This is a genomic window from Vibrio sp. 1CM8B (assembly GCF_023161685.1).
Taxonomy (GTDB): Bacteria; Pseudomonadota; Gammaproteobacteria; order Enterobacterales; family Vibrionaceae; genus Vibrio; species Vibrio coralliirubri.
Map to the genome: position 1 here is coordinate 74,163 of NZ_JALNTU010000014.1, position 25,300 is coordinate 99,462.

24 protein-coding genes are annotated in these 25,300 nt (G+C 43.8%); 15 read left to right on the plus strand and 9 right to left on the minus strand.

Features of this window, described 5'->3' with window-relative positions; genetic code table 11:
* Positions 1 to 234: 234 nt before the first annotated feature.
* Positions 235 to 1,065, minus strand: coding sequence for a formate dehydrogenase accessory sulfurtransferase FdhD (gene fdhD, locus MSG36_RS20315; RefSeq protein WP_050052541.1), 831 nt, complete (start codon positions 1,063 to 1,065; stop codon positions 235 to 237).
* 454 nt (positions 1,066 to 1,519) lie between these two features.
* On the opposite strand from fdhD, the gene MSG36_RS20320 reads away from it, so the two are divergent.
* The 10 genes from MSG36_RS20320 (at position 1,520) to MSG36_RS20365 (ending at position 12,130) form a co-directional block, all read left to right on the plus strand.
* A complete protein-coding gene (locus MSG36_RS20320) occupies positions 1,520 to 1,984 on the plus strand; it encodes a DUF3305 domain-containing protein (protein WP_248369493.1) in 465 nt (154 codons plus the stop codon).
* Positions 1,974 to 2,657, plus strand: a complete 684-nt coding sequence (locus tag MSG36_RS20325) for a DUF3306 domain-containing protein (protein WP_248369495.1) — start codon at positions 1,974 to 1,976, stop codon at positions 2,655 to 2,657. The genes MSG36_RS20320 and MSG36_RS20325 overlap by 11 nt, the downstream gene beginning before the upstream one ends.
* Before the next feature lie 299 nt (positions 2,658 to 2,956).
* Positions 2,957 to 4,618 carry a 4Fe-4S dicluster domain-containing protein gene (locus MSG36_RS20330; protein WP_248369497.1) on the plus strand — a complete coding sequence of 554 codons (1,662 nt, stop codon included), beginning with the start codon at positions 2,957 to 2,959 and terminating at the stop codon, positions 4,616 to 4,618.
* Positions 4,619 to 4,627: 9 nt separating this feature from the next.
* Positions 4,628 to 5,281, plus strand: coding sequence for a molecular chaperone TorD family protein (locus MSG36_RS20335; protein ID WP_248369499.1), 654 nt, complete (start codon positions 4,628 to 4,630; stop codon positions 5,279 to 5,281).
* Between the two features lie 76 nt (positions 5,282 to 5,357).
* Positions 5,358 to 5,558, plus strand: a complete 201-nt coding sequence (locus MSG36_RS20340; RefSeq protein ID WP_004733728.1) for a twin-arginine translocation signal domain-containing protein — start codon at positions 5,358 to 5,360, stop codon at positions 5,556 to 5,558.
* A 10-nt stretch (positions 5,559 to 5,568) separates the two neighbouring features.
* A complete protein-coding gene (locus MSG36_RS20345) occupies positions 5,569 to 8,424 on the plus strand; it encodes a formate dehydrogenase subunit alpha (RefSeq protein ID WP_248369501.1) in 2,856 nt (951 codons plus the stop codon).
* A gap of 11 nt (positions 8,425 to 8,435) precedes the next feature.
* Positions 8,436 to 9,044 (plus strand): formate dehydrogenase FDH3 subunit beta, encoded by a 609-nt coding sequence (fdh3B, locus tag MSG36_RS20350; protein ID WP_061017924.1) that lies wholly within the window; start codon positions 8,436 to 8,438, stop codon positions 9,042 to 9,044.
* A 13-nt stretch (positions 9,045 to 9,057) separates the two neighbouring features.
* Entirely contained in the window at positions 9,058 to 10,131 is a 1,074-nt protein-coding gene (locus tag MSG36_RS20355; RefSeq protein WP_248369503.1) for a formate dehydrogenase subunit gamma, read from the plus strand.
* Positions 10,115 to 10,531, plus strand: coding sequence for a hypothetical protein (locus MSG36_RS20360; RefSeq protein WP_061017922.1), 417 nt, complete (start codon positions 10,115 to 10,117; stop codon positions 10,529 to 10,531). Before MSG36_RS20355 ends, MSG36_RS20360 begins: the two co-directional genes overlap by 17 nt.
* 378 nt (positions 10,532 to 10,909) lie before the next feature.
* Positions 10,910 to 12,130 (plus strand): ammonium transporter, encoded by a 1,221-nt coding sequence (locus MSG36_RS20365; RefSeq protein ID WP_248369505.1) that lies wholly within the window; start codon positions 10,910 to 10,912, stop codon positions 12,128 to 12,130.
* A gap of 125 nt (positions 12,131 to 12,255) precedes the next feature.
* Here the strand turns inward: MSG36_RS20365 and MSG36_RS20370 are convergent, their stop codons facing one another.
* A complete protein-coding gene (locus MSG36_RS20370; protein ID WP_248369508.1) occupies positions 12,256 to 13,467 on the minus strand; it encodes a gammaproteobacterial enzyme C- transmembrane domain protein in 1,212 nt (403 codons plus the stop codon).
* 207 nt (positions 13,468 to 13,674) lie between these two features.
* On the opposite strand from MSG36_RS20370, the gene cobB reads away from it, so the two are divergent.
* A complete protein-coding gene (gene cobB, locus MSG36_RS20375; protein ID WP_248369511.1) occupies positions 13,675 to 14,409 on the plus strand; it encodes a Sir2 family NAD+-dependent deacetylase in 735 nt (244 codons plus the stop codon).
* Positions 14,410 to 14,503: 94 nt separating this feature from the next.
* Here the strand turns inward: cobB and MSG36_RS20380 are convergent, their stop codons facing one another.
* The 5 genes from MSG36_RS20380 to potA form a co-directional block, all read right to left on the minus strand.
* Positions 14,504 to 15,541, minus strand: a complete 1,038-nt coding sequence (locus MSG36_RS20380; RefSeq protein ID WP_017059627.1) for an extracellular solute-binding protein — start codon at positions 15,539 to 15,541, stop codon at positions 14,504 to 14,506.
* A gap of 219 nt (positions 15,542 to 15,760) precedes the next feature.
* The gene (locus MSG36_RS20385; protein ID WP_048610987.1) at positions 15,761 to 16,795 is read right to left on the minus strand and encodes an extracellular solute-binding protein; all 1,035 of its coding nucleotides are present in this window, start codon (positions 16,793 to 16,795) and stop codon (positions 15,761 to 15,763) included.
* A 147-nt stretch (positions 16,796 to 16,942) separates the two neighbouring features.
* On the minus strand, positions 16,943 to 17,713 hold the full coding sequence (gene potC / locus MSG36_RS20390) for a spermidine/putrescine ABC transporter permease PotC (RefSeq protein ID WP_004733706.1): 771 nt from the start codon (positions 17,711 to 17,713) through the stop codon (positions 16,943 to 16,945).
* Positions 17,713 to 18,570 carry a spermidine/putrescine ABC transporter permease PotB gene (potB, locus tag MSG36_RS20395; RefSeq protein ID WP_248369514.1) on the minus strand — a complete coding sequence of 286 codons (858 nt, stop codon included), beginning with the start codon at positions 18,568 to 18,570 and terminating at the stop codon, positions 17,713 to 17,715. Before potB ends, potC begins: the two co-directional genes overlap by 1 nt.
* Positions 18,554 to 19,669 (minus strand): spermidine/putrescine ABC transporter ATP-binding protein PotA, encoded by a 1,116-nt coding sequence (gene potA, locus MSG36_RS20400; RefSeq protein WP_017059631.1) that lies wholly within the window; start codon positions 19,667 to 19,669, stop codon positions 18,554 to 18,556. Before potA ends, potB begins: the two co-directional genes overlap by 17 nt.
* A gap of 329 nt (positions 19,670 to 19,998) precedes the next feature.
* Between potA and MSG36_RS20405 the strand changes: the two genes are divergently transcribed.
* From MSG36_RS20405 to ttcA, 4 genes are all read left to right on the plus strand, one after another.
* Positions 19,999 to 20,826 carry a hypothetical protein gene (locus tag MSG36_RS20405; RefSeq protein ID WP_048612081.1) on the plus strand — a complete coding sequence of 276 codons (828 nt, stop codon included), beginning with the start codon at positions 19,999 to 20,001 and terminating at the stop codon, positions 20,824 to 20,826.
* Positions 20,819 to 21,667: a glucosaminidase domain-containing protein gene (locus MSG36_RS20410; RefSeq protein ID WP_248369517.1), complete on the plus strand. Its 849-nt coding sequence runs from the start codon at positions 20,819 to 20,821 to the stop codon at positions 21,665 to 21,667. The genes MSG36_RS20405 and MSG36_RS20410 overlap by 8 nt, the downstream gene beginning before the upstream one ends.
* Before the next feature lie 123 nt (positions 21,668 to 21,790).
* Positions 21,791 to 22,441 (plus strand): DUF2987 domain-containing protein, encoded by a 651-nt coding sequence (locus MSG36_RS20415; protein ID WP_248369520.1) that lies wholly within the window; start codon positions 21,791 to 21,793, stop codon positions 22,439 to 22,441.
* Positions 22,442 to 22,761: 320 nt separating this feature from the next.
* Positions 22,762 to 23,655, plus strand: coding sequence for a tRNA 2-thiocytidine(32) synthetase TtcA (gene ttcA, locus MSG36_RS20420; protein WP_017059635.1), 894 nt, complete (start codon positions 22,762 to 22,764; stop codon positions 23,653 to 23,655).
* A 94-nt stretch (positions 23,656 to 23,749) separates the two neighbouring features.
* On the opposite strand, the gene tnpA is transcribed toward ttcA, so the two are convergent.
* Both tnpA and uspE read right to left on the minus strand, forming a co-directional pair.
* Positions 23,750 to 24,178 (minus strand): IS200/IS605 family transposase, encoded by a 429-nt coding sequence (gene tnpA / locus MSG36_RS20425; protein ID WP_048667491.1) that lies wholly within the window; start codon positions 24,176 to 24,178, stop codon positions 23,750 to 23,752.
* A 130-nt stretch (positions 24,179 to 24,308) separates the two neighbouring features.
* Entirely contained in the window at positions 24,309 to 25,259 is a 951-nt protein-coding gene (gene uspE, locus MSG36_RS20430) for a universal stress protein UspE (RefSeq protein ID WP_017070547.1), read from the minus strand.
* Positions 25,260 to 25,300: the final 41 nt, after the last annotated feature.

The following is a 25,300-nucleotide window of genomic DNA, read 5'->3' on the forward strand; positions in this document are numbered from 1 at the left end:
TATTGAGCGCGTTCTGTTGCTGAAATAACGTGCAGAAAGGGTGGTAACAGCGAACTGGCTGTAAAAATTATGCGAATAAAATGATGGAGCAAGGAGAGAGAATGATAAGGAGACTAAATCGAATAGAGGACACAAAAGAAAAAGGTGCAAGCCTTCGCCTACACCTTATATGAGTTCATCTGAAAATTGGCTTTAGATAGCACTTGCCTTTAGAGAAGTTTGTCTTTAAAGAACTTACGCTGATTGTTCGCCTTTCACATCAAAGTCGATCTTGTCTGCGCCTGTGAACACTTGGAAGCGTAAACCTTTTGCGCGTGCAATAGTGGTGATGCCGAACTTCTGAGCAAGGTCTAAGCCCATTTGTGTTACACCAGAACGTGATAACAGAACAGGGATACCCATCTGAGCAACCTTAATTACCATCTCAGACGTTAAACGACCTGTGGTATAGAAGATCTTGTCTTCACCTGACTCTTTGTTAAGCCACATCTCACCAGCCAATGTATCAACGGCATTGTGTCGGCCAACATCTTCAACAAACGATAGAACCTTGTCGTCTTTACAAACCGCACAGCCGTGTACCGCGCCTGCTTTCTTGTAGGTATCGTTATAATGAGTCAGCGCTTCAAGCGCTGTGTAGATTTCAGATTGTTTAATCTTGTTTTGAGGCACTTGGTAATCTTCCAACTGCTTCATCACGTTGCCATACATAGTGCCCTGACCGCAGCCAGAGGTTACTGTCTTCTTCTTAAGCGCTTGCTCAAGTTGGCTCGTGTCTTCTTTGGTGATAACCGCAGCAGAGCTGGTTTCCCAATCGATGATAATAGATTCAACCGCTTCAGGGTCGGAAAGGAAGCTTTGATTTTTCAAATAGCCTAAGACTAATGACTCAGGACGAGAGCCCAATGTCATTAAGGTTACGATCTCTTTCCAGTTCAACATTACGGTAAGAGGGCGCTCACACGCGATCTGTTTCGTTAGCTTTTCGCCATATTCATCAAACACTTCAACTTCGATTGTCTGAAGTGGGTTCTCACTGGTTTTTATTATGTTTGGTTTTACCACAGTCATTTCCTACTTAATGAGATAGCGATTTTATGAGATAAGAAGTCAACAAGAGCAATAAGGCTCTCATTCATCAATGCGCTAGTTTGTTGGTTCGCTACGGCCTAGGTTTCGATTATCGTTCTGAACATGCCATAGATCTGTGAATACATATCTCTGTGAATAACATTAGCGAATTAGCTAAGGCAAATCTCATTCCAAAATAACGGGGATTGATGGAAACATGAAGCATTAGATTAAAATAGCGCAAAATATGAGAGTTCACCGGGTGGAGTTGTCTGAAATAACCAGTATCGACTAACGTTATAGTGACAACTTGATAACGAACGCTATAGATACGCTCTCACAGTCAATCCGTATTGGCGTGTTTATTGCTTTATGGGGTGTATATGAATGCGCACAGTACAAAATGTCCTAAGTGTATTCAGACCAAAGAAAATCAATTGGGTGAAGTATGTCTGAGATAAAAGAATTCAAAGAACAATATGAAAAAACAGAAGCAGCTTGGCCAATCGGTGTCCAAAGAATAGAAAAAGAGATCAAAACAGGTATTTGGATAACAACGCAATGGGAATTGACGGGGTTTGAACTGTCGCCAGAAGATAATGCCCAAGACGTTTGTTTGCTCCAACTACATAAAGACGAGCGTACAGACTATCGTTTCAACCTCAGCTCGCAGCAACCTAAGCTTTTCTTAGTGATGGATAATGTTGATTCTGGTGTTAAGCCCGTCATTCAGTTACTTACAGCATCACAAACCGTTGCAGGGCAATACATGGACGGTGACAACCAAGTCCTTTCATACGACATTCCATTGCCTGTACAAGCTTGGATGGAAGCATTCATCGGTCGTCATGGCGAGTTATTAGAAGCAAGACGTAAGAAACGTAAAGGCGCGGGTCGATCAAATGGCAACTAACTTTTTTAGCCGTTGGTCTCAACGAAAGCTTGATGAATCAACCGACCAACCATTAGAAGCGCAACAAACGCTAGAGGAAACTGAGCTTACTTCCACTGAAGCTTCGTCTGCTGCTTCATCTATAGACGCAGAAACATCGGAGTCACTAGAACGTGGAGCTTTGGAAAAAGAGTCTCCAGAACACGCTGTCGATTCTCAAACTATTGACTCTCAGGAGATAGCATCAGAAACGACTGAAGACTTGTCTGTTGCTCAATTATTGGTGTCAGAAGCCTCAGAAAGCGTAAAAAAAGCGGCATTGCGTAAATTATTCCTCTCAGAAGAGTTCAACGTTCGTGATGGTTTAGATGATTACGACGACGATTACAGTAATTTGAAGTCTCTTTCTGAAGGGGTTGCGGAAACCTTGCGTGATTGGGTTAAAGATAAAACGGAAGAAGAAGCTGCGCCAGAAGAAGAGCAACTCATTGATAATAAAGATGAAGGTGAAGTTTTAGAAAATTCTGAAGGCGATCTTGAGGTATCTGATAATGAACTTGAAACGTCAGAAAGTGCCGAAATTACCGAACAAGAAAAAGAACTGTATAAAAACACAGTATCAGATAATAACGCTACAATGTCAGACGAAGCTGACCTGAAAGAGATGGGACAAAATATACCACACAAAGAATAGGTACATTTTGACTAAACACTCAATGAACCGCTTGCGACAAAATGTCCCAAGCGGTTTTTTTATACGCACAATAAACGTTATAAAGAACTAAATTACTGATATATAAGGTATATTAAATTGGCATGGCATTTGCTAAATAACGTTCATTATCAACTTTTTTGTAGATAGACGAGTTCACGGTCTGACAAACGACACACTGGCTAAAGGGTTAGTTGTTAACGGATTACTCAGCAAGTTCTCTATCGCTTACTACAATGAAAGTTGAACAGATTATCCATGTCCAAAGATGGAACTGAGCAATGCTTAAACAATTATTAGAACAAGCAAATTCAAATAACGCTAAAGCAAGACTGTATGCATTTGAAAATACAGTTGAGTTAACAAATCTGATTCCACCGACAGTCAGTTATGAAAGCGGTGGTAATACGCTGATTATTGGTCCAACTACGATCATCGAAAGTGCTGCGGCGCAATTGCCTCAATTGACGAGCCTAACCTTATTGTCAACAGATGGCGAAAAAGGCACAAACCCAGAACTGTACTTTGCGAATTCGGTTCAAGTATCCGGTTTCCTTGGTACGTTTGAAGTTGTGATCGAAAGTAAAGGTACATCAAGCAACCTGGCAAAAGTCGCGATTAATCACGATTGTTTCGATGTTGTTCTAGACCTATGTCTGAATAGCTGCATGACAGAAGAAGTACCTGTACCGGGTTATTACCCAGTTGGCCGTGGCTATCCTAAACTGGCTGAAGCGTTAGAAGAAATTCCTACGTTAATGGGCACGTTTGATAAGCCTAAGTTCTTCCGTTTGGACACCGACCTTTGTGCGCACAGTTCTCGTGGCGTAAAAGGATGTGAGCGTTGTGTTGATGCTTGTCCTGCTGGTGCGCTTTCAAGTGAAGGCTCTGATAAGACGGGTCACAAGATTGAGATTAACCCTTACCTATGTCAAGGCGTGGGTACTTGTGCAACGAGCTGTCCTACAGAAGCTATCTCTTACGCATTGCCTAATCCTGATGATACTCAAAAATTCATTGAACGTACGCTAGCTAACTACGAGCAAGCGGGCGGTCTGGATCCTATCGTGCTTATCTGTAGCTCACGTCATGAGACCTACAACGTGATGGCACTTAAAGCGCTACCAGACAACGTGATTCCAATTGTTGTTGAAGAACTGCCTTCTATTGGTATCGATACTTGGTTTGCAGCATTGGTTAATGGTGCGACTCAAGTTCTCTTTGCAGCATCTCGCTTTATGCCAGAAACGATCATTCGTGTTCTGAATAACGAAGTAGGGATCGCTCAAGAGCTACTAGACCAAATCGGAATTCCGAAAGAAACCATCGATATTCTGTACTTAGAATCTCTACGTGAAGGTCCTCCAACACTATGTGTGGATTCATTCGACCTTGCACTTGGCGATCTTCAAGGCAATAAACGTCAACGCCTGTTCACAGCACTTGATGCTATGTCTTCATCTCGCATTCCTGTTGAGAACATTGTTGAACTTCCTTCGAATGCGCCATATGGCACGGTTTCGTGTGAAAGCAAAGATTGTACTTTGTGTATGAGTTGTGTGGCGGTTTGTCCTACACGTGCTCTTCATACTGACGGCACATCTCCATCACTTAAGTTTGTAGAACAAGACTGTATTCAATGTGGCCTGTGTGAAAAAGCGTGTCCTGAAAATGTTCTGACTCTAACACCTCGCATGAACTGGGTGAAAGAAGAACGTCAGAAGGCTGTTGTGATTCATGAAGAGAAAGCAGCGGAATGTATTCGTTGTCATAAGCCATTCGCACCGCAGTCTATGATTGACATGTTACAAAGCAAGTTACGCGGTCACTCTCATTTTTCAGACGAATCTGCAATTAACCGTATTGCGATGTGTGAAGACTGCCGTGTGATAGATATGTTTGATTCGATGGCTCAAGACCCATTGAAGCAACTGAAATACTAGGAGTAGGCATTGGAAACTCATTTAGATCAAGCACAAAGCAAATTTGAACAAGACCAGACACTAAGAACTGAAATCTATTTGGTTCTTTCTGCATTGTTTCGTAGCGCACCTTCTGAAGAGGTCATTGATTTCCTAAAGACGCTAGACATTGAAGCGTCTGAGAGCGCGATGCAAAAAGCTTGGATTGCTATTCAACAAGCGGCAACGGAATCAAATCGCGAAGCATTAGAAGATGAATATCAAGATCTGTTCATTGGCATTGGCCGTGGAGAGATTGTTCCATTTGGTTCATGGCATAGAACTGGCGCCATGATGGAAAAACCATTGGCAGAGATTCGCCATGACCTAGAGCTTTTAGGCATTGAGCGTGATGATCAAGTGAAAGAGCCAGAAGATCATATTGCTGCATTGTGTGAAGTAATGGCAATGCTAACTGGTGAAGAAGAAGCGCTTCAACAAGCCGTTTTCAATAAGCATCTTGGCCCTTGGTTTAACTCTTTTACGCGTCAGCTTGAAAGCGCAGAAAGTGCGAACTTCTACAAATCAGCAGCTCAGCTGTGTGAAGCATTCTTAACGTTAGAACAAGTGCGCTTTAGCGTTAATACAAAAAGCAGTAAGCATAAATTAAAGATTGATGTGAAAAACGTCACTGATTACGAGTAATCGAGCAGTACGCGATTATATCGATAGAGGGGCATTAAGCCTCCAAAAAGATCTACCGTAAGGTAAGGAAGCAATGATGAAAGATAATAAAGAAATAAACACAAGCCGTAGGGACTTACTCAAAGGCTTAACGACTGCAGCCGTAGCTGGTGCCGTTGTCGCTGGTACAACAAAAGTGGCAACTGCTTCAGAAACGGTTGAAATGCCGAAAGAAGACATGAAGAAGACGGGCTATCGTGAAACGCAACATATTCGCGATTACTACGACACGCTTTAGGAGATAACGGATGAAACTTGTCAAACGCTCCGATAGTGTGAGCAAAGAAACCAATCAACTGGGTGTGTCTCGACGTGCCTTCATGAAAAACACCTCATTAGCCGCTGGTGGCGCGGTAGTAGGTGCAAGTCTATTTGCACCTGGCATGATGAAGAAAGCACAGGCTAAATCAGTCGATCCAGAAGCGAAAACAGAAGTGAAACGTACTATCTGTTCTCACTGTTCTGTGGGTTGTGGTATTTACGCTGAAGTTCAAAACGGTGTTTGGACGGGTCAAGAGCCTGCATTCGATCACCCATTCAACGCTGGTGGACACTGTGCGAAAGGTGCAGCACTTCGTGAGCACGGCCATGGTGAACGTCGTCTTAAGTACCCAATGAAATTGGAAGGCGGTAAGTGGAAGAAGCTTTCTTGGGAACAAGCGATTGAAGAGATTGGTAACAAAGCGCTAGAACTTCGTAAAGAGTCTGGCCCTGATTCGGTTTACTTCCTAGGTAGTGCAAAACACAGTAACGAACAAGCTTACGCGTTTCGTAAGATGGCGTCGCTTTGGGGCACCAACAACGTTGACCACCAAGCGCGTATTTGTCACTCAACCACAGTAGCCGGTGTTGCAAACACTTGGGGTTACGGTGCGATGACAAACTCGTTCAATGACATGCACAACTGTAAATCGATGCTGTTCATTGGTTCAAACCCTGCAGAAGCTCACCCAGTAGCGATGCAGCACATCCTTATCGCGAAAGAGAAGAACAACTGTAAGATCGTTGTTGCGGATCCTCGTCGTACGCGTACTGCTGCGAAATCTGATCACTATGTTTCTCTTCGCCCAGGTTCAGATGTTGCATTTATCTGGGGTGTATTATGGCATGTCTTTGCTAACCAATGGGAAGACAAAGAGTTTATCCGCCAACGTGTATTCGGCATGGACGAGATCCGTGAAGAAGTCGCAAAGTGGAACCCAGCAGAAGTTGAGCGTGTAACTGGTGTAAGCGAAGAAGACGTTTACCACACAGCGAAACTACTTTCTGAAAACCGTCCGGGTTGTATCGTTTGGTGTATGGGTGGTACTCAACACACGACGGGTAACAACAACACACGTGCTTACTGTGTACTTGAGCTTGCGCTAGGTAACATCGGTAAATCAGGTGGCGGTGCAAACATTTTCCGTGGTCACGATAACGTACAAGGCGCAACAGACCTTGGCGTACTATCAGACACTCTTCCTGGATACTACGGTCTGTCTGAAGGTTCTTGGCGCCACTGGTCTAAAGTTTGGGACATCGACTTTGACTGGGTGAAAGGACGTTTCGACGACAACGCATACGGCGGCCAAAAACCAATGAACAGTGCAGGTATTCCTGTTTCTCGTTGGGTTGATGGCGTGCTTGAAGACAAAGACAAGATTCGTCAGCGCGAAAACATCCGTGCCATGTTCTACTGGGGTCACGCAGTAAACTCTCAGACTCGTGGTCCAGAGATGAAGAAGGCGATGCAGAAGCTGGATATGATGGTTATCGTTGACCCATACCCAACCGTTGCAGCAGTAATGAACGATCGCACCGACGGCGTTTACTTGCTTCCAGCAACCACTCAATTTGAAACCTACGGCAGTGTAACGGCATCAAACCGTTCGCTACAGTGGCGTGACAAGGTTGTAGATCCTCTGTTCGAATCTAAGCCTGACCACGAAATCATGTACCTTCTTTCTAAGAAGCTTGGTTTCTCTGATCAGCTGTTCAAAAACATCCGTGTTGAGAACAACCAACCATTGATTGAAGACATCACACGAGAATTCAACAAAGGTATGTGGACGATCGGTTACACAGGTCAAAGCCCTGAGCGTTTGAAAGAGCACCAACAGAACTGGCATACATTCCACAAAACGTCTCTGGAAGCAGAGGGCGGGCCTGCAAATGGTGAGACTTACGGTCTTCCTTGGCCATGTTGGGGCACGCCAGAAATGAAACACCCAGGCACACATATCCTTTACGATACGTCTAAGACTGTCGCTGAAGGTGGTGGTAACTTCCGTACTCGTTTCGGTGTCGAATTTGAAGGTCAAAGCCTATTGGCTGAAGACAGCTACTCAAAAGGCAGCGAAATCAAAGATGGCTACCCAGAGTTCAGTGACAAATTGCTGAAACAACTTGGTTGGTGGGATGACCTAACAGCAGAAGAGAAAGCCTCTGCTGAAGGGAAAAACTGGAAGACCGACGTTTCTGGCGGTATTCAACGCGTAGCTATCAAGCACGGTTGTATTCCTTTTGGTAACGCGAAAGCGCGTGCGATTGTTTGGACATTCCCAGACCGTGTACCACTTCACCGTGAGCCACTTTACACACCACGTCGCGACTTGGTTGCTGACTACCCAACATGGGATGATAAAGAAGCAATCTTCCGTGTTCCTACGTTGTACAAGTCGATTCAAGAGCAAGACAAATCTGGTGAATACCCGATTATTCTCACTTCTGGTCGTCTGGTTGAGTACGAAGGTGGTGGTGAAGAGACCCGTTCTAACCCTTGGTTAGCAGAGCTACAACAAGAGATGTTTGTTGAAGTGAACCCTAAAGATGCAAACGATATTGGCTTTAAAGATGGTGATGACGTTTGGGTTGAAGGTGCTGAGAAGGGCCGAATTAAGGTGAAAGCGATGGTAACACGCCGTGTGAAACCAGGTCTGGCGTTCATCCCATTCCACTTCGGTGGTAAGTTCCAAGGTGAAGATTTGCGTTCTAAATACCCAGAAGGCTCTGATCCTTACGTTATTGGTGAAGCTGCTAACACAGCGACCACTTATGGTTACGACCCTGTCACGTTGATGCAGGAAACGAAAGTAACCCTTTGTAATATTCGTAAAGCGTAAGGAGTCTTAAAATGGCTAGAATGAAATTTCTTTGTGACACCAAGCGTTGTATCGAATGTAACGGTTGTGTCACTGCATGTAAGAATGAAAATGATGATGCTCTGGAATGGGGTATTCAACGTCGTCGCGTTGTGACATTGAACGATGGCGAACCGGGTGAAAACTCTATCTCAGTAGCGTGTATGCACTGTACTGATGCGCCATGTATGGCAGTTTGTCCTGCAGACTGTTTTGAACATACCGAAGACGGCATCGTACTTCACAACAAAGATCTGTGTATCGGTTGTGGTTACTGTTTGTTTGCTTGTCCGTTTGGCGCACCTCAATTCCCTAAACAGGAAGCGTTTGGTGAACGCGGTAAGATGGACAAATGTACCTTCTGTGCTGGCGGTCCTGAAACAGAACCAGGTTCTGTTGAAGAGCGTCAAAAGTACGGTGCAAACCGTATTGCCGAAGGCAAACTGCCAATGTGTGCTTCGCTTTGTTCAACCAAAGCACTGCTAGCGGGTGACGCAGAGAAAGTTTCTGATGTTTTCCGTCAGCGTGTTGTTGAGCGTGGGGCGAAAGGTGCGGGTTGGACAAACGGCAATGACCTGTCTTACGACGCAACTAAGAGCTAAGTAGGAGAGACATATGCTTACAATGTTTAAGCGTCTCTTCCTTGTTGTGCTGCCAATGTTGGCAGCACTAACAATGCTTTCTCCTATGAGTCATGCATCTGAGACGAACTCATCACAAACTCAAGCAAGCTCAGCTGAAAGAGAAGTGGTTCAACTTGCTGGTGCGGATTACTGGCGACAAGTTAGAGATGGACAATCAGGTTACACCACATCTCAGTCTCCTGAGCATGGCGTACTCATCAGTACTCCGGGTCAGACTTGGTACATACTAAAAGAGAAGTGGATGTCACCAGCCGGTGCCGTTGCTATCTTTGGCAGTATTGCTTTTGTCACCCTAATGTACGTAGTAATTGGTCCATTGATGCTCAGTGCGCCAAGAACAGGTCGTAAGATCAAACGTTGGTCTCGACTGGATCGTGCGTTGCACTGGAGTATGGCGTTTACTTTCTTAACACTGGCATTCAGTGGTTTGATGTTGGTTTACGGTAAACACTTCTTGAAACCTTATATCCCAACGGATCTATGGGGGTTCATCGTTCTACTGGCTAAGCAATATCACAACTACATCGGCCCGATTTTCTACGTGCTGTTGATGGCTGTTCTTATCAAGTGGTGGCGCAAGTCTATCTTCAAGATGGTCGATATCCAATGGTTCATGAAGCTGGGTGGCATGGTAGGGAAGCATAAAGGTTCTCATCCATCTGCAGAGTTTTCGAACGCGGGTGAAAAAGCACTGTTCTGGCTATTGATTGTTATGGGTAGTGTGGCTGCGATCAGTGGCCTGGTTTTAGACTTCCCAATCTTCGGTCAAACGCGTCGAGATATGGAGCTTTCAAACCTAGTCCACATGTTGGCTGCTCTGATCCTTATCTGTGGTTTCGTGTTCCACATCTACATCGGCTTGTTCGGTATGGAAGGGGCACTAGAAGGCATGGTAACAGGCGAAGTTGATGAGACTTGGGCTAAAGAGCACCATGACCTATGGTACAAAGAAATGATGGAACAAGAGAAAAACGGCGTTGAACAAAGCGCTAACGCAGCAACAGAGAAAACGGAAGGGGTGAATAAGAATGAACAAACCTCATAAAGGTATTTGGGTTGCTTACATCCTAAGCTGCTTTACACCATTTACTTGCCTTCTCTCTGGTGTGGTTGCCATCATCTACGCGGGCTATCGTTTAGATAAAGGCGAAGACGGCGAAGTAGTGGATACCCATTACTACGGCCTTATTCGCTCGTTCTTCTTGAACCTGACGTTCTTTGTGGTGCTTATCGTAACGGTAGCTACATCTAACGGTATTTTGATTGGTGTTAACGATTATTGGTATCAGAACCACTTTATTGATGACATCGCTTACTACATTCCTTACGTGGGTATGTTGTTTGGTGGTGTCGCGATTGTGGTTTGGTTTATCCGCATGTATCAAGGTATGCAGCGTTTGAGTCAAAACTTACCGCAAAACCCGTCGACAGGACCAAACCTGTAACGCTAACACGTTAACGACATATCTAAAGAAAGCCCAGTGATTCATTTCACTGGGCTTTTTGTTTTTTAGGCTCTGGAACCGTAAATAGTTTGCCAGCCGATCTCTGGATCATAACCTATTCATTGACCGCTTCAATATGGTGCAACTCCCTTATTTGGTGCAATTGTCGTTGTTGTTTTTTCAATTTTCAAGAACCATAAAAGTGCGCATAAATATTTAGATTATAATAATCAATAAGTTAAAATTTAAAACTGTTGCACGAAAATTACCCTTCACACTTGGAACACATCTTGCGTTCATTGTTGAGTCTTTAATTAATTACAACATTGAATCGCACGATATCAGTGCAAATCAGATAAAGCGAAGGAGAATGCTTTAATGAGTGAAACGGTGACTCAAGTTCATAGTGCAGTACAAACCCTTACCCAAAGTTCAGATACTTTATTCCTATTACTCGGTGCCATCATGGTTTTCTTGATGCACGCTGGCTTTGCATTTCTAGAAGTCGGTACCGTTCGAAAGAAGAACCAAGTAAACGCGCTCGTTAAGATCCTGTCGGATTTTGGTGTCTCCGCCATTGCTTACTTCTTTATCGGTTACTGGGTTGCTTACGGTGCACATTTTTTTGCAGACGCAGAAACACTGTCGCAAGGCAACGGATATGAGCTGGTTAAGTTCTTCTTCCTTATGACATTCGCAGCGGCAATCCCAGCGATCGTTTCAGGCGGTATCGCAGAGCGTGCACGTTTCTACCCAATTTTGATTGCGACACTGTTTACGGTTGGTTTCATCTATCCATTTTTTGAAGGCATCATTTGGAACGGAAACTTTGGATTCCAAGATTGGCTAGAAGGTCAGTTTGGTTATGGATTCCATGACTTCGCAGGTTCTGTAGTAGTTCACGGCGTAGGTGGTTGGATTGCTTTGGTTGCGGTTTACTTCCTAGGGATGCGTAAAGGTCGAATCCGTGCGGGTAAACACACCAACTTTGCACCATCGAATATCCCATTCTTAGCACTAGGCTCTTGGATCTTATGTGTGGGTTGGTTTGGCTTTAACGTGATGTCAGCTCAAGCGATCAATGGTATCAGCGGCTTGGTGGCGATGAACTCACTCATGGCAATGGTTGGCGGTATTCTTGCGGCTCTAATTGCAGGTAAAAATGACCCGGGCTTCATCCACAATGGTCCTTTGGCTGGTCTCGTCGCTATCTGTGCGGGCTCAGATTTGATGCACCCACTTGGCGCTTTGGTGACGGGCGGCGTGGCAGGCGCGCTATTTGTTTACCTATTTACTTACATGCAAAACAAAACACAGATCGATGATGTACTCGGTGTGTGGCCTCTACACGGCGTATGTGGTGCTTGGGGTGGCATTGCTGCTGGTATCTTCGGTTCACAAACATTCTGGGGACTAGGTGGCGTGAGCTTTGCTTCTCAAGTGGTCGGCACACTGGCGGGCATTACTGTGGCTTTGATTGGCGCAATGATTGTTTATGGTGTGTTGAGCAAACTAACAGGCCTGCGTTTAAGTGAAGAAGACGAATTCAACGGCGCGGATCTTTCAATCCATAAGATCTCGTCTATCAACGAAGACTAACTCTAGTTGCTGCGATGAGCTCTAAACTCTTCAAGTAAACGCCAGTTAAATCAATATAGAGCGGCTTCGGCCGCTCTATAAGTTCCCTAAGCATAAACTCTCTAAGTTAAGTGTTTTCAACTGGTTTATCTGCGGAATAACCTTACCAGTAACATAGCGGGGAGGAGCCAAAGAGGTATACTACCACCGCCCGAACCACCTTGTGCTTCCGTAGGTTCTGTGGGTTCTGTGGGGCTAGTTATTGGAGGTATTGCTACAACATCAGTCCATTGAGTATTCAACGCCATCAGATCAACACTTGTATCTTGCACTTCATCATTACCAATCACTACAACGTACACACTCTGTACAGTATCATTCGCTTGTTCGAATAAAGGGTGTAAGTCAGTGAATGGCACTTCTACCAATTGCGACTCGGTTTCGCCAGAGTCAAAAGCAATACCAATGGGTTCTAAGCTTGTATTTCCAGAATTAACATATCCTCCAGCAATATACAGCTTCATCATTTCTTCGTTAGTAACGTTTAGTCGAGTAGCTTTAAAAGTGAAAACTTGGTTAGTAATATCTTCTTTGATTTCAACACTTACAGTCCGATTGCCAACAGTATCAGTATAATTGGCAGCTAACGGTGCGTAGTGATTAATGAAGTTAATCATATTTGCTTGAGCATCAGAGCAGCCAGTAGCCCCTGTCATTGTCAATTGAGTGTATGGAGTTGAAGATACTGACGTATGCATTAATGATGAATAACCATTATCACATACTTTACCGTACCCATCGACACGGCCTAATCCATCATCATTAAAGTCATCAGAACTTACGTGCTCGCCACCAATGGTATGCAAAATTTCATGTGTTAGTACATAAGGTAGTGAGGTTTGATCATCAGTACCAAGCATCACGCTATGACCAATAGCAATCTTACGTGTTCCTGTTGGATTGCTCGTATAGTAACTTGATAGCATTGCCTCTGCTAATGCAAGTGCAGAACCTGTTTGTTCGAAGACTCCAACAGCCATATCACCGATATTAGTTTCAATGTCGACACCTGACCCGCCATCCCATTGCATAGTTGCTTGACCCCAGTTAACCGTTTCACTTGTACCCCAGCTATTAGTCGATTTAATGCTAATTGGCTTAAGTGTAAGGTCCACTCCATTATCAATGAAGAGTTGATTACCAATTTCCAGTGAACGATAGAATCCAATGACTTCTGCTGACACTTCATAATTCGGGTCTGAATCGAAAGAGTCAGGGTAGAACAGGCTAACCTCAAATGTGTTCGCAGCTACTTTTGAAGCCACTAAAGCTAGACCTAATCCGAGTACCTTTTTCATGTGCATTTCCATGTATATTTAATTAACTGTTACTTAACATATAACGCGACTTAGCATTGTCGCTGTATCCAAGAGGTAACAAGCGAGTCATGTCACAAATAACCAATGAATTCAGTTGGCTAAGACTATGGTCTAATCCCTAAAACTATTGTTGGAATTTGAACAGTGCTAAGCTGTTACAAAGTGACATATTGAAAAGGACGTTGTATGCATTTCCCATATCGAAATATCGTAATTCTTACTGGCGCTGGCATCTCTGCGGAGTCGGGGATACAAACATTCCGAGCACAAGACGGGCTATGGGAAAACCATAAAATCGAAGATGTCGCTACTCCAGAGGGGTTTGCAAAAGATCCCGACTTGGTTCAAGCATTCTATAACAAGCGTCGCCATGGCTTACAAGGTGAGAGCATTCAACCAAACTCTGCCCATAAGGCGCTAGGTGAGCTCGAAGACAAACTTGATGGCAAAGTAACAATCATCACTCAGAACATCGACAACCTGCACGAGAGAGGCGGTAGCAACAACATTATTCACATGCACGGCGAACTTTTGAAAGCACGTTGCAGTGAATCCAATCAAGTTATCGACCATAAAGACAACATCGAAACCGGCGAGCTTTGTCATTGCTGTCAAATTCCAGCGCAGATGCGCCCTCATATTGTGTGGTTTGGCGAAATGCCATTAAGAATGGGCGACATCTATTCAGCACTGGAAGAAACGGATCTGTTTATCTCTATCGGAACTTCAGGTGTTGTTTATCCAGCGGCAGGCTTTGTTCATGATGCGAAAATGCATGGTGCACATACTATCGAGATAAACCTCGAACCTAGTGCGGTTGAAAGTGAATTTGAAGAGAAGCGTTATGGCAAGGCGAGTATCGAGGTGCCTAAACTGGTTGGCGAGCTGTTATGTTCAGAGAAGGGCTCTTTAACGGCCTAAGCCTTGTCTTTAATAACACACATCAGTTTCTGAATCTGAAAAAATAAAGCGGCTTACGCCGCTTTATTTACTTAACTGGTTAACTAACAATAACCTAGTTGTTTACTTTAAGTTTTTGGAAGTACTCGTCATAAATGACACTCGCTTCACCAACTTCGTCTTGCCAAACACCGTTATCCATCACTGATTGTGGTGGGAAAACGTTCTTGTCTTCAGCAAATTCTTTAGGAAGAAGAGGGTAAGCGGTTTTAACTGGCGTCGGGTAACCGATCTCTAGAGCAATTTTCGCAGCGTTCTCTGGGCGAAGAAGGAAGTCGATCATCTTATGAGCCGCTTCTGTGTTCTTAGCACCTGCTGGAATTGCTAGGCTGTCCATCCAGAAGATAGCGCCTTTTTCTGGCCAGATAATGTCAATCGTTGCGCCTTCTTGGCGTGCCATGTAAGCAGAACCATTCCAAAGCATACCAAGAGACACTTCACCTGCTAGGTAAGGGTTCGCTGGGAAATCTGAGTTAAATACCAATACGTTTGGCATTAGCTTACGAAGTTCTTCGTAGGCTTCTTTGATTTCTTCTGGGTTAGTCGTGTTTGGAGAATAGCCCAGTTTAGATAGAGCGATATGGAAAACCTCACGAGAGTCATCCATCATCATCAATTGACCTTCCCACTGCGTATCCCACAGATCGCCCCAGTTTTTAACTGAAGACTTGTCTAGCATGTCTGAGTTGATACCAATACCCGTCGCACCCCAGATGTATGGGATTGAGTAGTTATTATTTGGGTCAAATGGCTTATCTAAGTAATTTGGATCCAAATCTGCAAAGTGGCTTAGCTTGGTTTTATCAAGCTCTTGAAGCATGCCTTCTTTACGCATCTTAGAAACGAAGTAAGTAGAAGGAACCACTAAGTCGTAACCCGTACCTTGAGTTTTTAACTTAGCGTACATGCTTTCGTTAGACTCATAAGTAGAGTAGTAGACTTTGATGCCAGTCTCTTCTGTGAAGTCTTCTAGTACTTCATTTGGAATATATTCAGACCAGTTGTAAAAATACAGTTCTTGGTCAGCTGCGAAAGAGGGTGTAGAAAGTAAAGTAGCAGCACACAATGCGCCGGTATACAGTGTTTTTTTCATTACTGTTCCGTTCATTTGTTTGATTTGTTTGATTTGGAGCTGGGTAGTGAACCCAAGGTAAAGGATTTCGAAAAATCGTGCCATATTATAGCAGCGATATAATAAAATAGGCAGCCTAAGCTGCCTATTCATTGATATTCTTATTTTTAACTTATTGAATCTCTATATCGGCTTGTTAAGTAAACCAGTTACTTAGTTGCCATGAGATAATAAGCTAAATTACTGACCTGCTTTAAGTTTCATGAAGTAATCTTCGTACTTCACTGTCTTATCGCCAACCGCAGCTTGCCATTCAACACGATCAAGGTCTTCTTGCGATGGGAATAGCGCAGGGCTGTCTTTGAACTTCTCGTTAGACGCTTTAACGGCTGTTAGGTAGCCTGTGTCACGAGAAATCTGCTCAGCAATTTCAGGGCGAAGTAGGAAGTCGATCATCTTATGAGCCGCTTCTACGTTTACCGCACCAGAGCTAATCGCAAAGTTATCAACCCAACCGATGCCGCCTTCTTTAGGGAAAACCAGTTTGATTGGTAGACCTTCGTTTTGCGCTGCAGCAGCAGAACCGTTCCACAGCATACCAAGACCGACTTCACCAGACATGTAAGGCGCGCCTGGGTTGTCTGAGTTAAATACTAGAACGTTCGGCATTAGCTTACGCAGCTCAGCGTAAGCCTCGTCGATCTCTTTTTCGTTAGTCGTGTTACCAGAGTAACCTAACTTACGTAGTGCGATGTGGAACACTTCACGAGTGTCGTCCATCATCATCAGTTGACCTTCAAGCTCTGGCTTCCATAGATCAGCCCAGCTTTGGAAATCTTCTGGGTCGTACATGTCAGTGTTAACAGCAAGACCTGTGATCGCAACGACGTGTGGAATAGAGTAGTCGTTGCTTGGGTCGTACGGCTTATCTAGGTAGTTAGTATCTAGATTCTTGAAGTTGTTCAGCTTAGTTTTGTCGATCTTTTGTAGCATACCTTCGTCACGCATCTTAGATACGAAGTAAGTCGACGGCACAACTAGGTCGTAGCCTTTGTTGTGTGTTTTTAGCTTTGCGTACAGGGTTTCGTTCGACTCGTAAGTCGAGTAGATAACCTTGATACCAGTTTCATCAGTGAACTGTTCTAGAATCTCACTGTTGATGTAAGGTCCCCAGTTCATAAATACCAATTCTTTGTTATCTTTTGCAAATGATGGTGCAGATAACATTGAAAGCGCACATGCACTACCAGCTAATAGAGTAGCCCATTTTTTCATTGACGTTAGCTCCAAACTAAACGTTGCCCGAAGGCAGTAGATAGAAAAACAGAATGGCAATTTACCATTCTGTTTATGATTAACACTTTTTTGAACTTGAAGTCTCTTAACTTCTTATCAAGCCAGTCTCTATACAGAGTAGGAGACTTACTTGATTTTTTCTCTCGCTAATAACTGAGAAATGATCACCAGTATCAACGACACCACTAACATCACTGTTGCTAGGGCATTTACCTCAGGAGAGATACCCACTTTAACCATTGAGTAAATCTTCAGTGGTAATATTTCATACGTTGGGCCTGTTACGAAAGAGCTGATGATCACATCGTCCAAAGACAGAGTGAAGCTCAATAACCAACCCGCAGCAACCGCTGGCTTAGCAAGAGGTAGAATGATCTGCTTTAGAATCGTCCATTCACTTGCGCCTAAGTCTTTTGCGGCTTCTAGCATCTTCACATCAAAGCCATTCAAGCGACTGTATACCGTTACTACAACGAACGGTAGACAGAAGGTAATGTGAGCAGCAAGTAGGGTAAAGAAGCCCAGTTGAACACCCATTACCAAGAATAGCGCAAGAAGCGAAATCGCCATTACGATATCTGGAGACATCATTACGATGAACAGCATGCCATTTACGATGCCTTTACCTTTGAATTGGTAACGGAATAGGGCTACTGCTGTAAGGCTCCCGACAATCGTTGCAGCTGTTGCAGAGAACACCGCTACGTTGATCGAGTGCCACGCAGCCTGCATTAGGCTGTCGTTGTTAATAAGCGCGTCATACCATTTAGTGGTGAAGCCACCCCATTTCATACCAAACTTATTGGCATTAAACGAGTTAGCGATCAATACGATAATAGGTAGGTATAGAAAGGCGTATACCAGCGCCATAAAGCTGAACTTAACTGTGCGACCCATTAGTCTAGCTCCACTTTCTTGTTCAATAGCTTACCTGCTCGGTAGTAGGCATACAGCATCACAGCCATTGCCATGGTCAGTGCGATACTCGTCGCTGCGCCAAACGGCCAGTCTCGAGCGTTGAGCACTTGGCTCTTAATCACGTTACCAATCAATAGGTTCTTAGCTCCGCCTAATAGGTCAGAGATGTAGAACATACCTAACGCTGGCAGTAGTACTAATAAACAGCCGCCAATAATGCCCGGCATTGTTAGTGGCAGTACAACTTTCAATAGCGTTTGCAGTTTGTTCGCACCTAAATCTTTAGCCGCTTCTAAGTACGTATCGTCAAGTTTTTCAATCGCTGAATACAGCGGCAGAATCATAAACGGAAGTAGGATGTACACTAAACCGATCATTACTGCGGTTTCTGAGTACATGATACGTAGCGGTTTATCAATGATATCGAGCGCTAACAAGCTTTTGTTCAAGACACCTTGCGTACCCAGTACAATTTTCAATCCGTATGTACGAATCAAAGAGTTAGTCCAGAATGGCACTATCACTAGGAACAACATGATTGGACGCCACTTCGCAGGCATTTTTGCCACGATGTAAGCGAACGGGTAACCAATAACTAAACAAAGTAGGGTTGCGACAATTGCCATATAGAAAGAGTGCATCAACACTTTAAAATACAGCGGGTCAGCCAAACGCACGTAGTTATCGAGAGTGAAGGTCATCTCGATCAAGTTCGCTTCATCACGAGTTAAGAAGCTAGTACCAATGATCATGATGTTTGGAATCATCACGAACAGCACTAACCAACCTGTGATTAAAGCAACAATTGCGTTTTGTAAATTAAACTTCTTGCTCATCTTCTAATACCACTTCCCAGCTCTCAACCCAAGTTACTGCAACTTTTTGGCCCAGTGAGTGATCAACATCAGGGTCATCTTCGTTGAAGAATTCGCTAACCATGACACGCATACCAGATTCAAGTTCTACGACTGAATCTAATGTCATGCCTTTATAGGTTCGCTCGACAATGTGGCCAACAATACCGCGTTGCTCAGACTCTTTAATTTCTTCGATTCGAAGATCTTCAGGGCGAAGCAATACTTGCAGTTTTTGACCCGGTGTTACGTCTTTATCGTGATAGATAATGGACTCTTCACCTTCGATTGTCGCAACAATGCGTTTTTCATCTTGACGAGATTTCGCTGTCGCTTCGAATACGTTAATTTCACCAATGAAACGCGCTACAAATAGGTTCTTAGGCTCTTCGTAGATCTCTCTTGGTGTTCCGTCTTGTTCAATCACACCATCACGCATAACAATAATACGGTCAGACATAGACAGCGCTTCTTCTTGGTCATGCGTTACAAAAATGAACGTGATACCAAGTTGGCGTTGTAATTGTTTCAGCTCGATTTGCATCTGTTTACGTAGTTTGTAATCCAGAGCAGATAGAGATTCATCCAACAAAAGAACTTTAGGCTTATTAACGACAGCACGAGCGATTGCGATACGTTGCTGTTGGCCACCAGATAGCTGGTGTGGCTTTCGTTGTGCCATTTGTTCTAGGCGCACCATTTTCAAAGCATCCATTACACGAGGTTCAATCTCGCTGTTTGGAACTTTCTGCATGCGTAAGCCAAATGCCACATTGTCGAAAACGGTCATATGCGGGAATAGGGCATAGCTTTGGAATACAGTGTTTACATGCCTTTGTTCAGCAGGAACTTGGGTTACGTTTTGTTCAGCTAATAGTATTTGACCACTATCTGCCGTTTCAAAACCCGCAATCATTCTTAGCACGGTTGTTTTACCACAACCTGATGGGCCTAAAATCGTGAGAAACTCACCATGATTTACGTTTAAATCCAGATTGCCGATGACTTCCTTACCATCGAAACTTTTACTGATGCCAGTTAGCTGTACTACTGGCTTTCCTACTGATTTTTTAGCGTTCAACGTCTGTTTTTCTCCACCTTGGTTCTATTTGAGACCTGTTGCTATACACCTTTGAGGCGCGCATCATAATCACCAAAAACGTGAATTCAAAGCATTTTTTACCTTTCGAAGATAAAAAATTTCGCAGGTAAAAGTAAACATCCTTTACCATACTGTTATTTACTGGGTTTACACCCTAACAAGTGTCTAATTATTAACCATTAAGACGCAAAAGCAAGCCTTGTTACAGATTCATATTTTAGTTTGTATCCGACATATGAGTATAATGAAGGTAATTTTTTATCAATAAGTTAGGTGGCTTCGCTTAATCGGCACACCTAGGTATCAATATGAACAACGACATCGAAAAAGATTTTAATTTGGGCGGTAGTATCAACCGTGCACTTTCTGGCGATTATGAGCTCAAAGCAACGGCTGTATTCCAAGAAGCTTGGAAACATACAATAAGTCACTTTCTTTCGTTTTCCCCAGCGATTATTGCTTTGATGTTTGTCCAGCTCGCTATCTTTTATATCGCATTAAAACTACAGCTTGGTGATCCTGCGGTTATCTTGGATGCAGTTATCGACCCAGAGTCGTTTACGCCACAAATCGTTGAATCGATTTTTATTGCGAACTTTAGCTATGAAGTGATCAGCGCGCCTATCTATGCTGGTATCTGTTTAATGGCAATGAGCCACGCCGCTGGCCTACAAACCAAAGTACGCCACATCGGTAAAGGTTTGCAGTTTACGGTTCCCGTGATTCTAGTGACTTTGTTTAGCCTAATGCTTCAAGGCATCGCAGGTATGATTCTGCCGTTCTTGTCGATTTACTTCTCGCTTGCGTTCAGCCATTCAATTCTGCTGATTTGTGATAAGAAAGTGCCGCCAATGCAATCGCTGCTGCTTTCATTAAGAGCAGTAAATAAGAAGATCTTCGTAGTCGCGTCTATTTACCTGATGGTTATGTTGATGTTCATCGTGGCTGCGATGATGTACGGCATTGGCTTAATCTTCGTTCTTCCGTTCTTCTTCCACGTGAAAGGTATCCTTTACCGTGAAATGTTTGGCATCAAGTTGAAACTGATTGCTTCGGATCGTCCAAAGAGCGATGACGATAACAACGACAGCAATAACGACGACAATAACAAAAACCCACAGGTGTTCGATGCATAAAGACACACAGGCAAGCACAAGTAAATCACTTGCGCTTAAAGTGACGGCACTGGCTCTTGTTGGCTCTATTTCACTGATTGGTCCTTATATTTACCAAGAAGAAGAGCGTCGACGTACGACAGAGCAGAGCTCCAATTCAGCTGACCAGTTTGGTGACTTGACGGTTTCTTCGAGCACACCGAACTTTGCGGCCATCGAAGATGTGAATGAGAAAAAGGACACGTTCTTTTCGTTCCTACGTCCAAGCATCAATATTGAAAACAAGCGTATCACCAAAGAGCGCGCGTTTTTATCTAAGCTCTCTGAGTCTGGTTTAAGCAATATTGATTCTGAAGACGCGTCTTATGCGAAAAGGTTAGGGAAGTTGTACAGCCTGCCAGTACCTAGTGAAGGTTTGGTTCAGGCATGGCTGACAGAGATGCTTAACCGCGTCAATGTGCTGCCAGAGGCGCTTGTACTGACACAAGCTGCGAATGAGTCAGCTTGGGGAACGTCACGTTTCGCGACTAAAGCGAACAACTATTTTGGACACTGGTGTTACACCAAAGGTTGTGGCCTTGTTCCGCTACAACGTAACGAAGGTAGCTCGCATGAAGTCGCCACATTCTCTTCAAGCCAAGAATCCGTACATCGTTACTTCATGAACCTTAATCGTAATCGTGCTTACGCCGATCTAAGAGCGATTCGTGCAAAACTTGCTGCGCAAGGTGATGACCTTTTAACAACCGCAACGGCGACAGAGCTCACCAATGGCTTGTTAAAATATTCTGAGCGAGGTTCCGACTATGTGACTGATTTACAAGCTATGATCCGTCACAACGAGGTATACTGGAAAAAGTAACTCATTTTGATACCAACTTGGTTGCCTTCGATAGTCGGCTTACACCAAGTAATATCACCAAAAGAGCAGCTCATTGGCTGCTCTTTCTATTTATAAACGCTCAACTTCGACAAGATTATAATAATGAAAAAGACAGCACTCGCTTTATTAGCCTCATTAAGCCTTGGGGTTTCTCTTCCTGCTTCAGCGCAAGAATACATATTCACGTATTCTAAGCTTTATACTCAGCTGAAAAACAACACCAAAGAAGGGCATGATGATGTCAAAGTTGCGGTCTTCTTTGTTGATCAACAAGCTCAGCAAACCTGTCACATCAGCAAAGCTTGGATGGAAAAAGAAGAGCACTACGAAGAGCTAAAAGTCTCTCCAGCCAATGAACTGCTTCTACCGGTAGATCAAAACCTACGCTCAGCAAATCCTCTTATCTTTGTACAAACTCAGGAACAAGAATGTGCGTATTCTTTAGTTGTGATGACTCAAGAGCCTTTAGCTGGCACAGTAGAAGTTGCACAGATAGAAAACCTATTACCACAGATGCAGGCGATGCTTGAAGACGTCAGCGGCATGTTCTCTGGTTGGTTCACGCCAGATATCCAAGGGCTAACGCTAGAGTTCGCTAATAAGCTGGAAGGTAACATCGAGCTTTCAAATGGTAAGCAACTACCAGTCAAAGAAGGGCGAGCGAAATTCACCTTAGAAGAACTGAATGGAAGTGACAGCATCACGTTACCAGAACCAACAGTCCGCGTATTGCCGTACATTCCCGCGCAATAATTTTTAACGGAATCATTGTTAGTGAAGTAAAAGCTTAGCGAAATTATTCCTCTAAGCTTTCATGACATATCTTAAAGCAGCCTCATCGAATAAGAACAGGCTGCTTTTCTTTATCTGCAATACAAACCGAGAGCTTGTGAAGCCGCGTTTCTCTACCGTTTAGGGCGCTTATCGAACAACAAAAGCAGAATCTTTCTATTACTCAGCTTGTTTATACTGCCGTTACTATTTCAACATCAAATAAAAATCCGTATAATCCACGCCCTAAAACAGTCCCACTAGCAATCTACAGTCGGTAATACGACGGTGTGAGAGTCGCAATGAACCAAAACGATAATAGAAAAGAAACACTTGAATTCAACAAACTTCAGAAACGTCTGAGAAGAAATGTTGGAAATGCCATCATCGACTACAACATGATCGAAGAGAATGACGTAGTAATGGCATGTATTAGTGGCGGTAAAGATTCATTTGCGATGCTAGACATTTTGCTACGTTTACGTGAAGCAGCACCGATCAAATTTGATGTTGTGGCAGTAAACCTAGATCAAAAACAACCTGGGTTCCCTGAACACATTCTTCCTGAGTACTTTGAAACGCTGAACATTCCTTACTACATCGTAGATAAAGATACGTATTCAGTGGTTAAAGAGAAAGTGCCAGAAGGTAAAACAACGTGTGGCCTATGCTCTCGTCTTCGTCGTGGTACTTTGTACTCATTCGCAGAGAAGATTGGTGCAACTAAGATCGCTCTGGGTCACCACCTAGACGACATCGTTGAGACCATGTTCCTAAACATGTTCCACGGTGCACGCCTAAAGGCTATGCCACCAAAGCTTCGTTCAGATGATGGTCGTAACGTTGTTATTCGTCCACTGACTTACTGTCGTGAAACGGACCTAATCAAATACGCTGAACACAAAGAGTTCCCAATCATTCCTTGTAACCTATGTGGCTCTCAAGAGAATCTACAGCGTCAGAACATTAAAGCGATGTTAATTGATTGGGATAAGAAAACGCCAGGTCGTGTTGAGAAGATCTTCAAGTCAATCCAGAACGTAAGCCCAAGCCAACTGGCTGACCGCGAGCTGTTTGACTTCGTGAACCTTCCACTAGACCGTAGTGAAGACCGCAAAGCGTACGAATTCGAAGAAGCTGAAATTTCATCTTCTAACATTGATGAGTCAATGTTCATCGACGTAACGAATGTTTAGCCATTTGATTAGATAAAGATGCTGCTAGCCATTCTGTGTTTGGAATGGCGTTGCTCTAGGTAGATACCCCCGTGCATGCACGGGGTACTTACTGTTACAACTCCATGCGGAGTTGACCAGAATCCTTTTCGCCCTGATGCCTAACATAATTCGCTATAACCTGTTCATTCACGCCTACGCTACTGACAAAGTAACCTGGCGACCAAACAATGTTCTCTTTCCAGTAAACCTTACTTAGCCAACTGAACGTTTTTCGCATGTGATGCGACGATTGGCTTTTTAGTTTACCCATGACGTCTGAAATGCTGTATTTCGGTGGGATAAGCATCATCATATGCAGATGATCTTCATCAAAGCCTATCGTCTCGATCTCAACGCCAGGTAAACTTCGCAGTAACTTTGGCATTACCTTCCGTAGGTAGCTGCACATACCAGGATTCAGGATTTTCCGACGGTACTTAGTCACCCAAACTATGTGATATTTCGTGTAATAGACACTGTGGGAGGAGGTGTAATATTGCATTTAGCCATCGTACCGCCTACAAAGGCATTCATCCACGGGTAAACCCGTGGTTTTCTGTATCCACAGAATAAACAAAAACGCCTCAAGCAATGCTTGAGGCGTTTTTTTATAAGTTAAACTTGTCTCTGACTTAACCTTTCGAAAGGTTAGGGTCTAGTGGGCTCACGTAACCAGACGGTTTAAGAGCCAACACATCACAGTTAATCTTATCGATAACATGTTCCGCTGTATTACCAATAAACACGGCAGACAAGCCAGTACGACCCGTTGTGCCTAGGATCACCATAGCAGCGTTATTTTCAGAAGCGACACGAGGAATAACATCTTCAGGCAAGCCTTGCTCAACCACAGTTTGTTCTTCACACATACCATGCTTCTGGCGCAATGCTTTCATCGCCGTTAAGTGATGGCCACGAACCGCGTCAGTATAAGACGTTGGATCAAACTCTGGCAGTTCAATGGTGATATTCGCAGGTGTCACTGGGTAGGCATTCACCAAGAACGGTTCCGCATCCAAACGACCGGTGATCTCTAGCAATCTGTCGACCATCGTATCGTTAAGCTCTAAATGAGCTTCTGTTTCAGAACCTACATGAACTGAAGCAAAAATCTTCGCGTGATCTGGCCAGAAATCGTTTTTAACCAATAGCACTGGACTAGGGCACTTTCTCAACAGATGCCAATCGGTTGGAGTAAAGATGACAGACTCCAAAGTATCATGCTTACGCGTGCCTTTGATTAAGATGTCGTGTTCGCCACTGTAAACCTCGGCTATGATCGCTTCGTACGGGCGGTTGTGCCAAACCACTTGTACGTTAAATTCAATAGAATCATCTAGGTAAGGTTCTGCGACTTTATTCATCCAAATTTCGCGTTGATGAATTACCCCTTTGCGCATTGCGTCTCTTTCATCGATAGAGAGCATAGATGTCATTTCATACGAGAAGTCGTATATCGACAAAAAGAAAGTGATGTGGCTTGTTGAGGTGCTTTTCTTAGCAAGTTGGATAGCACGAACTAGAGCAGGTTGCTCGTCGTGATTAATGTCTGCGACAACTAAAATTTTGTTATAGATACTCATAACTAAGCCTACTTTTCAGACCGAACATATAAATAATGTAG